The following is a 12682-nucleotide window of genomic DNA, read 5'->3' as shown; positions in this document are numbered from 1 at the left end:
GTTGCTGCATTCATTGTTCAGTCTTCCCATTAAAAAACACAAGATACGGTATGTGATTGCTTTGAACGGCACAATATAATGTATTTTTCTTTGTTTAACTAGACTTGACAATGCGCTTTTTTCGGGGTGTGGATTAGGGGATGGGAGGCTTAAACTAGATTTTATGTGGCTTTGTGGCGATTTGGCATTATTTTGCGTTTGCATCACATTTTGCCAGACATTGGCTAGAGGCTTATGAAATAAAGAAATTTATATTCAGGTTTCGTCTAAATGGAAGGAGTGTTAAATTTTGCAAAGCAAGTAGTATGATGTAGTAATTAACCACATTTTTGTCATGTAAAAAATGGGCGTTTTGCCGGTGCCCTGGCGAAACATATAATGGAAAAACTATTTAGGAGGCGAATCATGTTAATGTTGAAAAATTTAGGTTCCGCACTGACGGCGGTTGCCGTATTGAGCTTGGGTACTTATTCTGCCGAAGTTGCGGCCAAACCGCATGGCCATCATGTGAGCAAACACCAGCAGGCAAAGAAAAACAAATTGCATCCTGCTTGTAAGAGATACCTTGAGCGCCGTGCCGCTTGGTATCGCTACAAAGGCAATAAGGCCGAGTTGAGGGAAAACCGTAAAGCGGCAAAAGCGTTCCGCGGTTTGTCTTATGCCGAGCAAAAAATTCAATGCCAAGCTGCTTATCAGGCATTTGATGATTTTGATCACGGCAAATTCCGCCGCCGTTAATCGTCTGATTTAAACAAAGGCCGTCTGAATGTTTCAGACGGCCTTTGATATTTATTTCTCAACAATGATTTTGTTTTCGGCTTGAGGCTCGTATTGGGTGGATTCATCACCGTAATACAACACGCCCAGCTTGATGGGGATGCGGCCTTGCGATTTGCGGTGGGCATTGGAGTCACGCAGGGAGTAGGCGCAACCGCAATATTCTTGTTGGTAGAAATGCTCGCGCTTGCTGATTTCAATCATGCGTGCGCTGCCGCCGCCTTTGCGCCAGTTGAAATCCCAATAAACCAAGTCATCGTACGGCTCGGCAGCGCGATGGCCGCAGCCGTTAATTTGTTTCATGTCTTTCCAGCGTGAAATGCCCAGTGAGCTGGTGAAGACATGAAAGCCGTTTTCATGGGCGTATTGCGCCGCTTTTTCAAAACGCATGTCGAAACACATGGTGCAGCGGATACCGCGTTCGGGTTCGAATTCCATGCCTTTGGCTTTGGCGAACCATTCTTTACGGTCGTTTTCGTAGTCATCGTCTTTATCGACAAAAGGGATGCCAAATTTGTCCGCAAAGCGCATATTTTCTTCTTTGCGCAACATATATTCTTTGTGTGGATGGATATTGGGGTTGTAAAAATAAATGGTGTATTCGATGCCGCTGGCAAGCATGGCTTCCATCACTTCGCCGGAACATGGGGCGCAGCAGGAATGCAGCAGGACTTTTTTATGGCCGCCGGGCGGAACGAGAATAGGGCGGTCAATATCGGTAACGATAGGCGTGGTTTTTTCGGTCATGGTTGTATTCTGTTTTTGATATTTTTTCAGACGGCCTTTATCTCTGAGGCCGTCTGAAGGGGTTGAAATCTATTTGTCTATTTTAACAGAGCAATACTTTATGGAACAGTTTGTTACTGCTTTTTCTTTTCGTTCAATGGCTTGAACTCTTGTTCATCCAGAGGCGGGGCTGCGAAGATGGTGTCTGGATTGGGGTGTGCCGCAAATTCTGCCAGCAGGTTGCGATAGTCCAGCGACTGCTTCATCAGTTCGGCCGCGGCGGTGCGCAGGTTGTCCACATCTTCTGGTGGCAGATAAAAACTGGTCGGAATGTTCAATACTTTTTCCCTCAACTCGGAAGGAGGGAGGTCTTTGAGGTTGAGGCTGACGAAGGAGAAGCTGATGCCGTCGGTTTGTTTGTCTTTATTCCACTGATCGACGAAGGCACGGAAACGGCGCAGGGATTCTTGCGAGTTTTGGTCAATGGGGATATTGACGATGGAGGAGACGACGTCGCGGAAACCGGGAACGGCCGCAGTTTTGTCCAAATTGCTGCTGACTTGGTTTTGCGCATTGACGTTGATGACGACGATATGGCGGATGTTGTTTTGCAGGATTTTGTTTGTCAGGATTTTTTCCGGGTACATTTCCGTCATATCCAAAAGGCTACGCATACCCAGATTGTCGGTCAGGCCGCCGTCTATCAGGTGGATGTAGGGTCGGTTTTTCCCGTCTGCGTATTTTTGGAAGCGCTCGTAAAATTCTTTTATGGTGCGGCTTTGTTGTCTGCCTGTTTCGCTGTCGTCTGCATCTTCGATTTTGATCGGCGGCGTGTAGTTGCAGCGTCCGCCGTTGTTGTTTAGGGTGATCGGTGCAAAGACCATGGGGACGGAACTGGATGCGGCGACGGCGCGGGCAAGTCGCAAGTCGCCCAAGTCGATACACATCGGGTCGAAATATTCCTGCGTGAAATTGAAACGCTCGCCTATGCCCATATCGGTGGCGGAAATGATGGCAAACGGGCCCTTGGCATTTTTTTCCAAATCGCGGAAAGTGGTTTTGCCGAAAAGGTAGTTTTCAAACTGCTCCTGCAACAGATCGCCGCGTCCGTATTCAGGCGAGGCCAGTCGGGGCAGGTTGGACATGGAAAACGCTTGTTTGACGACTTGGCGTTGGAAGTTTTGGTGTAGGAAACGTTTATAAAACAAGGGAATGGTTTCTTCGCCCTTGAGTGCAAAATAAGCTGCCAAAACCGAGCCGCCGGATACGCCGACCACTACATCGACATTCGACATCAAAGACTGTTTTTTGCCTCCGATAGTAATCTGCTGCTTATGAAGCTGCTCCAACACGCCATAACCCAAGGCCGCCGCGTGCGTACCACCGCCGGAGAACATCAACACAATAAGCGTATCGTCTTCATCGTTGTGCTGAAGCCGGCTGGTTTCAAAGCGGTAGCCGCGTTGCAGGTCGACCGTATCAATACTGGCAACAGGCTGATATTTCACCAGCGAACAGGCGGATAATAGGGCTGCGGAGAGCAGGGAAAGGGCAGATTTAAAAGGGAATTTCGGCATAAACACAGGAAAGTCGGTTGTTCATTCAAAACGGATTATAAAGGTTTTTAGACGGCCTTTATAGAAGGCGGACTTTTAGACGGCCTTTTTGCATCGATTTTCCGTTATAATCGACACAATCTTTATCTTTCCAAACCCTTATGGCGCAACCAAACCGCATCAACCACGAACCTGTCTTTCTGCTTGCTTCCGCCCCTTGGCGCGAGAGCAGCTTGTGGGTGGAGGCTTTCAGCCGCCGTTATGGACGGGTGGCTTTGTTGGCCAGAAGCGCGCGTAAACGACAGAGTGAATTGCGCGGCGTATTGGTGCCGTTTGTGCCGGTGAGCGCGTCTTGGTATGGCTCGCAAGAGTTGAAGACTCTGCATCGCGCCGAATGGATAGGCGGTTGGCCGCAGCCGCAGGGCAGGGCTTTGTTCAGCGGATTGTATGTGAACGAGTTGATGCTGAAGTTGACCGTCCGCGAAGACCCGTTGCCCGAGCTTTACGATGTTTTGGCGGAAACCATGAAAACCATTTGTTGCGAGGCCAACCACATAGCCGCTTTGCGCCGTTTTGAATGGACGCTGCTGACACGATTGGGCTTTGCCCCCGATTTGTTCCATGACGGCAACGGCAATGAAATCAATGGAGAAGAAACATATTGGCTCACGCCTGAAGAAGCTGTGGTTCCCCTGGCCGAGGCTGACCGTTTCCATGCGCTTAATAAGGGCGTTGCCGTATTGGGTGCGACCTTAATCGATTTGAGGGAAGGCAGTTTCGTTCATCAGGAAAGTCTGGGGCAGGCTTTGAAAGTAACGCGGCTTTTGATTGACAACCTTCTGCCTGAAGGCATCAAATCAAGACAGGTTTTGCAGCAGTTGCAACAGTTTGGCTTGGGCAGTTGAATTTTTTCAGACGGCCTTTGATAGGTAATGACTCAGGCCGTCTGAAACCTTAATGAAAGGACATTATTATGTTGTTAGGCGTAAATATCGACCATATTGCCACCGTCCGCAATGCGCGCGGTACGATTTATCCCAGCCCTGTCGAAGCGGCGCTGATTGCAGAAACCCACGGCGCAGATTTGATTACCATGCACTTGCGTGAAGACCGCCGCCATATTAAAGATGCGGACGTGTTCGCCGTTAAAAACGTCATCCGCACGCGTCTGAATTTGGAAATGGCGCTGACGGAAGAAATGCTGGAAAACGCGCTCAACGTCATGCCGGAAGATGTGTGCCTCGTGCCTGAAAAACGTCAAGAAGTAACTACCGAAGGCGGTTTGGACGTATTGGCGCAACAGGATAAAGTGGCTGAGTTCACCAAAATTTTGACCGACGCAGGTATCCGCGTGTCCTTGTTTATCGATGCCGACAACGCGCAAATCCAGGCCGCTTATGATGTCGGCGCGCCCGTTATCGAATTGCACACCGGTGCATATGCCGATGCGCACAGCTACGCCGAGCAGATGAAACAATTCGAGCGCATTCAAAACGGTGCGCATTACGCCAGCGATTTGGGTTTGGTCGTCAACGCCGGACACGGCCTGACCATTCACAATGTTACGCCGATCGCTCAAATTCTCGCCATCCGCGAGTTGAACATCGGCCATTCGCTGATTTCCCAAGCACTCTTCCTCGGCCTGCCTGAAGCTGTCCGTCAGATGAAGGAAGTCATGTTCAGAGCAAGAATGCTGCCTTAACGGCATCAGCCATACAGGCTAAAGCGGTTTGCTTTGGCCGGTATCCACACTTTCAGACGGCCTGACTATTTTTAAACAAGGAGCAGACCCATGATTTACGGAATAGGTACAGACATTGTTTCCCTCAAACGCATTATCCGCCTGAACAAAAAATTCGGACTGGCATTTGCGCAACGCATTCTCAGCCCGGAAGAGCTGTTGGAGTTTCCGCAGGCAGGCAAACCGGTCAACTATCTTGCCAAACGCTTTGCCGCCAAAGAGGCTTTTGCCAAAGCCGTCGGTACGGGCATACGCGGAGTGGTGTCTTTCCGCAATATCGGTGTCGGACATGACGCATTGGGCAAACCTGAATTGTTTTTTGCGCCGGTTTTGACCAAATGGCTGGAAGAACAGGGCATCCGAAGCTGCCATCTCAGTATGAGCGATGAAGAGGATACCGTTATGGCTTTTGTCATTGCGGAAAAATAAGGCCGGATTTAAGTATTCTGAAAGATAAAATCCTTTTCAGACGGCCTGAAGGATTAGATATTTGTTAAAAGTCGGGCGTATGGGCCCGACATCGTTTTTTTACGCATAAATTGGCAGGTGTCGCCGCCTGCCGCATATAAGAATAATCTCATGATGACTGAAGACACACGTCCATTGGTGCAAGTGGTTGCCGGAATTTTGCTCGACAAAAACGGCCGCTACCTGCTCAGTTCCCGCCCCGAGGGTAAACCGTATGCCGGTTATTGGGAATTTGCCGGCGGCAAGGTTGAGGCAGGCGAAAGCGATTTTCAAGCCTTGCAACGCGAGTTTGAAGAAGAACTCGGTATCCGTATCCTTGCCGCTGCTCCGTGGTTGACCAAAATCCATTCCTACGAACACGCACATGTACGCCTGCATTTTTTATGGGTAGAAGCCGACCAATGGACAGGCGAAATCCAATCGAGGGAAGGGCAGAAATGGGCATGGCAAAAGGCAGGGGATTTTACCGTTGCGCCGATGTTGCCTGCCAATAGCGCATTATTACGCTCCCTATCTATTCCGCGCCAGCTTCAAGGCCGTCTGAAAAGCGGCTTGAGCGGTCAAAACAGCATGGGCGAATATCATGTTGTGCCGTATATGTCGGCTCAGCATCAAACCGCATCTGCCGTATTGCTGGATTTTTCCGATTGGCAACAAGGCAAGCCGATAGAAGCGCCTAGCGTGTGGCCAATCATTGAAAACGCCGAACAATGGCAGCAGGCGCAAAATGCCGATGCTGTCGTATGGAAAGTGGAGAATGAAGCGGCAGCCAAGCAAGTTGTCGATATTTTGGCGCAAGGTGTGGCTATGCCGCTAATTGTAGCTGCTCCGGAAAGTATGGTTTCCATTTATCGCGAACAGTGGCAGAGCATGGGTGCGCACGCCGTTGTGACCGATAATGACATTGAGGCCGTCTGAAATGAGTAAAAATCAAAAGCTACTGATTGCCGCTGTTTTACTGATTGTATTTGCGGCGACCAAACTGCTGCTCTTGGATTGGTGGCAGCGGCAACAGATAAAAGTGAATGTAGTCGAATGTAGTCTGACACAAGGCTGCGTCCTGCCTGACGGTTCAAAAGTGCGTGCGACCTCCATCAATACACACGAGCCTTTCGATATTGTGGTTGAGAATGTGCCGAAGAATACGGGCGCGGTCAGTATCAGTTTCAGTATGAAAAACATGGACATGGGCTTCAACCGCTACAACCTGACGCAACAATCGCCGCAAAGTTGGCAGGCTGCGCAAATCCGTTTGCCGTTTTGCGTCGAAGGCCGCCATGATTACACTGCCGACATTACCATTGGCAAACAGACTTTTCAGACGGTATTTAGTGCAGAGTAGTCATCATGCAAAGGCCGTCTGAAAATTTAAAGGCAAAAATTTTAATTTTTTTCAGACGACATATTTAAAAATTCTTTATAAATGAATCAATTATAAATTATTTTTAGACGGATTGTTTACAATTATTCTGACTATCAGCCAAAAGCACAAAACGGGCAGAAGCTAGTCCACATAAGGGTTTGATGTGGTACAGCCTGTCCGTTTTTTACATTTGTTGCAAAAAAATCGTTTATTAATAACTGAATTTTTTATAATTTTTTTGAAAAAAGTGTTTGACAAGACCTGTTTTATTTTTTAAATTTGTTTCCATAAATAAAAACTACATCGCACTACAAAGGAACATCATCATGAATCTGTATCAAATCACTCTCTCTTGTTATAGATTTTCTCCCATCTCTGCTGCTCCCGTCGCCGCCAGTTTATTGGCAGTCCCGACGGTCTGAAGGCTCTCAACCCGAATCCAGTTTCCGCATTCCTACAAACGCTTCGGGTTTTAAAATATCTGTATCTCCAATCGAATTCATATTTTGATTAATAAAAATTAAAAAACGTACACCTCCGCTTCAGCCTTATTGTATTTATTGTTTTTGATAACTATTTGTATTTATTGATTTTAAATTTTCAGATGGTTGATGATTGAAATTTTACAGACCGTCTGAAAACAGTTTTTAGAACGATTGTTTCTTTTTAAACGATTCGTTTCAAGTTGTGAAAAAACCGAGCCGTCCGATTAATACTGATGAAAAAAGTCTATAAAGGAGAAATATGATGAGTCAACACTCTGCCGGAGCGCGTTTCCGTCAAGCCGTGAAAGAATCGAATCCTCTTGCCGTAGTCGGTTGCGTCAATGCTTACTTTGCACGATTGGCCACCCAAAGCGGTTTCAAGGCGATTTATCTGTCTGGCGGCGGCGTGGCAGCCTGCTCTTGCGGTATCCCTGATTTGGGCATTACCACAATGGAAGATGTGCTGATCGACGCGCGACGCATTACGGACAACGTGGATACGCCTCTGCTGGTGGACATCGATGTGGGTTGGGGCGGTGCATTCAATATTGCCCGTACCATCCGCAACTTTGAACGCGCTGGTGTTGCAGCGGTTCACATCGAAGATCAGGTAGCGCAGAAACGCTGCGGCCACCGTCCGAACAAAGCCATCGTTTCTAAAGATGAAATGGTCGACCGTATCAAAGCTGCCGTAGATGCGCGCGTTGATGAGAACTTTGTGATTATGGCGCGTACCGATGCGCTGGCGGTAGAAGGTTTGGATGCCGCTATCGAACGTGCTCAGGCTTGTGTCGAAGCCGGTGCAGACATGATTTTCCCTGAAGCCATGACCGATTTGAAAATGTACCGCCAATTTGCAGATGCAGTGAAAGTACCTGTATTGGCCAACATTACCGAGTTTGGTTCCACTCCGCTTTATACCCAAAGCGAGCTGGCTGAAAACGGCGTGTCGTTGGTGCTGTATCCGCTGTCATCGTTCCGCGCAGCAAGCAAAGCCGCTCTGAATGTTTACGAAGCGATTATGCGCGATGGCACTCAGGCCGCAGTGGTTGACAGTATGCAAACCCGTGCCGAGCTGTACGAGCATCTGAACTATCATGCCTTCGAGCAAAAACTGGATAAATTGTTTCAAAAATAAGTAACCGCTTTCAGACGGCCTTTCAACAAATCCGCATCGGCCGTCTGAAAAATAAAACCCACAAAAATACAAAGGAGAAATACCATGACTGAAACTACTCAAACCCCGACTTTCAAACCTAAAAAATCCGTTGCGCTTTCTGGCGTTGCGGCCGGTAATACCGAATTGTGTACCGTTGGCCGTACCGGCAACGATTTGAGCTATCGCGGTTACGACATCTTGGATTTGGCACAAAAATGCGAGTTTGAAGAAGTCGCCCACCTGCTGATTCACGGTCATCTGCCCAACAAATTCGAGCTGGCCGCTTATAAAACCAAGCTCAAATCCATGCGCGGCCTGCCTATCCGTGTGATTAAAGTTTTGGAAAGCCTGCCTGCACATACCCATCCGATGGACGTAATGCGTACCGGCGTATCCATGCTGGGTTGCGTTCATCCTGAACGTGAAAGCCATCCGGAAAGTGAAGCGCGCGACATCGCCGACAAACTGATCGCCAGCCTCGGCAGCATCTTGTTGTATTGGTATCAATATTCGCACAACGGCAAACGCATTGACGTTGAAAGCGACGAAGAGACCATCGGCGGTCATTTCCTGCACCTGTTGCACGGCAAACGTCCAAGCGAATCACACATCAAAGCCATGCACGTTTCACTGATTCTGTATGCGGAACATGAATTCAACGCCTCCACTTTCACCGCCCGCGTGATTGCCGGTACGGGTTCGGATATGTATTCCTGCATCACCGGCGCCATCGGCGCGTTGAAAGGTCCGAAACACGGCGGCGCGAACGAAGTGGCTTACGATATTCAAAAACGCTACCGCAATGCCGACGAAGCTGAAGCCGACATCCGCGAACGCATCGGCCGCAAAGAAATCGTGATCGGTTTCGGTCATCCGGTGTACACCATTTCCGACCCTCGCAACGTTGTTATTAAAGAAGTGGCACGCGGTTTGAGCAAAGAAACCGGCGATATGCGCCTCTTTGACATTGCCGAACGCTTGGAGAGCGTGATGTGGGAAGAGAAAAAAATGTTCCCGAATCTGGACTGGTTCTCTGCCGTTTCCTACCAAAAATTGGGCGTACCGACTGCTATGTTCACACCGCTGTTCGTAATTTCCCGTACAACCGGTTGGAGCGCACACGTTCTCGAGCAACGCAAAGACGGCAAAATCATCCGTCCGAGCGCAAACTACACAGGCCCTGAAGATTTGGCATTCGTGGAGATTGAAAACCGCTAATACGCGTAACAGCAGGGTGGGCCGCCAGCCTGCCCCATCTCGAAATGCCGTTTGAAAACAATGAATAAATTAAGTTTTCGTTTTTCGACGGCCTAGTGCAGTATGCGAGAGAGAGAGCCGGCCGTTTGGAAAACATGCTGCTCTGCTGTCGTCATTCCCATACAGGCAGAAATTCAAAAGTTGAAATGTTCTGCTGTAAAGAGTGCTGAAAGATTTAAGTTTGGATTTCCGTCTATACGGGAATGATGGTAGCGGAGCAGCAATTTTTTTTCATACCGCGAATAGATTTCAGACAACAAGCAATAAAACAGAATTTATGGTTTCAGACGGCATTAAGGGCCGTCTGAAATCCCAAAACCAAAAAAAGAATAGATTTTAGGAGAACCGACATGACTGCCAACCAACGCTACCGCAAAGCTTTGCCCGGTACGGATTTGGAATATTATGACGCGCGTCAGGCGTGTGAAGACATCAAACCAGGCTCTTACGACAAGCTGCCTTATACAAGCCGTATCTTGGCTGAGAACTTGGTCAACCGCGCAGGCAAAGTCGACCTGCCTACGCTGCAAAGCTGGTTGGGCCAGCTGATTGAGGGAAAACAGGAAATCGACTTTCCTTGGTATCCGGCGCGCGTGGTGTGTCACGATATTCTGGGTCAGACAGCGTTGGTGGATTTGGCAGGACTGCGCGATGCGATTGCCGAAAAAGGCGGCGATCCTTCCAAAGTGAATCCGGTGGTGCAAACCCAGCTTATCGTTGACCACTCTCTGGCCGTTGAATGCGGCGGCTACGATCCTGATGCTTTCCGTAAAAACCGCGAAATCGAAGATCGACGCAACGAAGACCGTTTCCACTTCATCAACTGGACAAAAACCGCATTTGAAAATGTGGACGTGATTCCGGCGGGCAACGGCATTATGCACCAAATCAACTTGGAAAAAATGTCTCCGGTTGTCCAAGTCAAAAACGGTGTAGCGTTCCCTGACACCTGCGTCGGTACTGACTCACATACGCCGCACGTTGATTCATTGGGCGTGATTTCCGTAGGCGTGGGCGGTTTGGAAGCCGAAACCGTAATGTTGGGCCGTGCCTCCATGATGCGTCTGCCTGATATTGTCGGCGTTGAGCTGACCGGCAAACGCCAGCCGGGCATTACTGCCACCGACATCGTGTTGGCACTGACCGAATTCTTGCGTAAAGAGCGCGTGGTTGGTGCATTTGTCGAATTCTTTGGCGAGGGCGCAAGAAGCCTGTCCATCGGCGACCGTGCCACCATTTCCAATATGACCCCTGAGTTCGGCGCGACTGCTGCGATGTTCGCTATTGATGAGCAAACCATTGATTATTTGAAACTGACCGGTCGCGACGATGCGCAAGTGAAATTGGTGGAAACCTACGCCAAAACCGCAGGCTTGTGGGCAGATGCCTTGAAAAACGCCGTTTATCCTCGCGTATTGAAATTTGATTTGAGCAGCGTAACGCGCAATATGGCAGGCCCAAGTAATCCGCATGCCCGTTTTGCGACCGCCGATTTGGCCAGCAAAGGCTTGGCTAAACCTTACGAAGAGCCTTCAGACGGCCAAATGCCTGACGGTGCAGTGATTATTGCCGCGATTACTTCGTGTACCAATACTTCCAATCCGCGCAACGTTGTCGCCGCCGCGCTGTTGGCACGCAATGCCAACCGCCTCGGCTTGAAACGCAAACCTTGGGTGAAATCTTCGTTTGCCCCGGGTTCAAAAGTAGCCGAAATCTATTTGAAAGAAGCAGGCCTGCTGCCTGAAATGGAAAAACTCGGCTTCGGTATCGTTGCCTTCGCATGTACCACCTGTAACGGCATGAGCGGCGCGCTGGATCCGAAAATCCAGAAAGAAATCATCGACCGCGATTTGTACGCCACCGCTGTATTGTCAGGCAACCGCAACTTTGACGGCCGTATCCATCCGTATGCGAAACAGGCTTTCCTCGCTTCGCCTCCGTTGGTCGTTGCCTACGCGCTGGCAGGCAGCATCCGTTTCGATATTGAAAACGACGTACTAGGCGTTGCAGACGGCAAAGAAATCCGCCTGAAAGATATCTGGCCGACCGATGAAGAAATCGATGCCATCGTTGCCGAATATGTGAAACCGCAACAATTCCGCGACGTTTATATTCCGATGTTCGATACCGGCACAGCGCAAAAAGCACCAAGCCCGCTGTACGACTGGCGTCCAATGTCCACCTATATCCGCCGCCCACCTTACTGGGAAGGAGCACTGGCAGGGGAGCGCACATTGAGAGGCATGCGTCCGCTGGCGATTTTGCCCGACAACATCACCACCGACCACCTCTCGCCGTCCAATGCGATTTTGGCCAGCAGTGCCGCAGGCGAATATTTGGCGAAAATGGGTTTGCCTGAAGAAGACTTCAACTCTTATGCAACCCACCGCGGCGACCACTTGACCGCCCAACGCGCAACCTTCGCCAATCCGAAACTGTTTAACGAAATGGTGAGAAACGAAGACGGCAGCGTACGCCAAGGTTCGCTGGCACGCGTTGAACCCGAAGGTAAAACCATGCGCATGTGGGAAGCCATCGAAACCTATATGAACCGCAAACAGCCGCTCATCATCATTGCCGGTGCGGACTACGGTCAAGGCTCAAGCCGCGACTGGGCTGCAAAAGGCGTACGCCTCGCCGGCGTGGAAGCGATTGTTGCCGAAGGCTTCGAGCGTATCCACCGCACCAACTTGATCGGTATGGGCGTGTTGCCGCTGCAATTCAAACCGGGTACTAACCGCCACACCCTGAAACTGGACGGTACGGAAACCTACGACGTGGTCGGCGAACGCACACCGCGCTGCGACCTGACTCTCGTGATTCACCGTAAAAACGGCGAAACTGTCAAAGTTCCGGTTACCTGCCGCCTCGATACTGCAGAAGAAGTATTGGTATATGAAGCCGGTGGTGTGTTGCAACGTTTCGCACAAGACTTTTTAGAAGGAAATGCAGCGTAAGGTAAATCGGGCATGATCAAAATGTCCGGGCTACGCTCAAAAAGGTTTTCAGACGGCCTCGAATGTTTGAGAGGCCGTCTGAAAAAACCATACTAGAAATACAAAGGAGAACTCGAAATGCCGCAAATTAAAATTCCAGCCGTTTACTACCGCGGCGGTACATCTAAAGGCATTTTCTTCAAACGCACCGATC

At 49.5% G+C, this 12682-nt stretch carries 11 protein-coding genes; 9 read left to right on the top strand and 2 right to left on the bottom strand.

Annotation, left to right across the window (positions count from 1 at the left end; all coding sequences use genetic code 11):
• Window positions 1-405 precede the first annotated feature (405 nt).
• The gene (locus ACTHUE_RS05195; RefSeq protein WP_039862332.1) at window positions 406-738 is read left to right on the top strand and encodes a hypothetical protein; all 333 of its coding nucleotides are present in this window, start codon (window positions 406-408) and stop codon (window positions 736-738) included.
• Between the two features lie 51 nt (window positions 739-789).
• On the opposite strand, the gene ACTHUE_RS05190 is transcribed toward ACTHUE_RS05195, so the two are convergent.
• On the bottom strand, window positions 790-1524 hold the full coding sequence (locus tag ACTHUE_RS05190; RefSeq protein WP_004520363.1) for an epoxyqueuosine reductase QueH: 735 nt from the start codon (window positions 1522-1524) through the stop codon (window positions 790-792).
• A 113-nt stretch (window positions 1525-1637) separates the two neighbouring features.
• Window positions 1638-3080, bottom strand: a complete 1443-nt coding sequence (locus ACTHUE_RS05185) for a patatin-like phospholipase family protein (RefSeq protein WP_440361111.1) — start codon at window positions 3078-3080, stop codon at window positions 1638-1640.
• 140 nt (window positions 3081-3220) lie between these two features.
• On the opposite strand from ACTHUE_RS05185, the gene recO reads away from it, so the two are divergent.
• From recO to acnD, 8 genes are all read left to right on the top strand, one after another.
• Window positions 3221-3964 carry a DNA repair protein RecO gene (gene recO / locus ACTHUE_RS05180; protein WP_107769050.1) on the top strand — a complete coding sequence of 248 codons (744 nt, stop codon included), beginning with the start codon at window positions 3221-3223 and terminating at the stop codon, window positions 3962-3964.
• Between the two features lie 68 nt (window positions 3965-4032).
• Window positions 4033-4761: a pyridoxine 5'-phosphate synthase gene (gene pdxJ / locus ACTHUE_RS05175; protein ID WP_107769051.1), complete on the top strand. Its 729-nt coding sequence runs from the start codon at window positions 4033-4035 to the stop codon at window positions 4759-4761.
• Between the two features lie 90 nt (window positions 4762-4851).
• Window positions 4852-5229, top strand: a complete 378-nt coding sequence (gene acpS, locus ACTHUE_RS05170) for a holo-ACP synthase (RefSeq protein ID WP_107769052.1) — start codon at window positions 4852-4854, stop codon at window positions 5227-5229.
• A 153-nt stretch (window positions 5230-5382) separates the two neighbouring features.
• On the top strand, window positions 5383-6186 hold the full coding sequence (locus tag ACTHUE_RS05165) for an NUDIX domain-containing protein (RefSeq protein WP_199904675.1): 804 nt from the start codon (window positions 5383-5385) through the stop codon (window positions 6184-6186).
• Window position 6187: 1 nt separating this feature from the next.
• Window positions 6188-6610 (top strand): hypothetical protein, encoded by a 423-nt coding sequence (locus ACTHUE_RS05160; RefSeq protein ID WP_107769054.1) that lies wholly within the window; start codon window positions 6188-6190, stop codon window positions 6608-6610.
• Window positions 6611-7378: 768 nt separating this feature from the next.
• Entirely contained in the window at window positions 7379-8254 is an 876-nt protein-coding gene (prpB, locus tag ACTHUE_RS05155) for a methylisocitrate lyase (protein ID WP_039862334.1), read from the top strand.
• Between the two features lie 84 nt (window positions 8255-8338).
• A complete protein-coding gene (prpC, locus tag ACTHUE_RS05150) occupies window positions 8339-9493 on the top strand; it encodes a bifunctional 2-methylcitrate synthase/citrate synthase (RefSeq protein ID WP_070695615.1) in 1155 nt (384 codons plus the stop codon).
• 389 nt (window positions 9494-9882) lie between these two features.
• Complete coding sequence (gene acnD / locus ACTHUE_RS05145; protein ID WP_070695614.1) at window positions 9883-12489, top strand: Fe/S-dependent 2-methylisocitrate dehydratase AcnD; 2607 nt, start codon at window positions 9883-9885, stop codon at window positions 12487-12489.
• The last annotated feature ends 193 nt before the right edge of the window (window positions 12490-12682 follow it).

The organism is Neisseria sp. P0021.S005, from assembly GCF_051956955.1.
The sequence above is the reverse complement of the archived record's forward strand: the minus strand, read 5'-3'. Positions and strand labels throughout refer to the sequence as shown.